The following is a 484-nucleotide window of genomic DNA, read 5'->3' on the forward strand; positions in this document are numbered from 1 at the left end:
CCTCCGACCTGATTGCTCAGGTAGGCATCCTGCTGCAGGCTGTCGAGCTGACCAATGCAGGCAAGGCATGGGCCGAGGAGCGAAAGATGCGCGTGCACTCGATCCTCAACTTGCTGCGTGTGGCAGGCTCGGATGAGCTGATCGATGAGAACCTGGCCATCATCGCGGAGGCAATGAAAACGGACGAGTACGACGCCTTGTCGGCCAACGTTCACATGCCTCAGCTGCTGGACAGCGTGACGTACCTGAGCGGCACGTATCTGCCCCTCGCTGCAGCGACGAAAGGCGGCATCCGAGCCAACATGCGCAAGGCCCTCAAAGCCTTCGCTGCGAAGCCTGACCTGGCGGCCGGGTTCGCGGACGGCGCCGGGCCCAAGCTGCTGCCTCCCTCTGCGCTGCTGGAGCCCAAGCTGAAGGTGATCAACATCAGCCAGATCGAGCACGGCTCGGCGGGCCGCATTGTGTCGATCATGCTCAAGACGCT

Annotated in this window: 1 protein-coding gene; it reads left to right on the plus strand. The window is 62.8% G+C overall.

Translation table 11 applies throughout. The annotated features are described in order from the left end of the window. Positions 1 to 484: hypothetical protein (locus tag K9U40_RS23450; protein WP_282892468.1), on the plus strand; the 484-nt coding region annotated here is incomplete at both ends.

The sequence above is a fragment of the Xanthobacter autotrophicus genome, assembly GCF_030015065.1.
Classification (GTDB): domain Bacteria; phylum Pseudomonadota; class Alphaproteobacteria; order Rhizobiales; family Xanthobacteraceae; genus Xanthobacter; species Xanthobacter autotrophicus_D.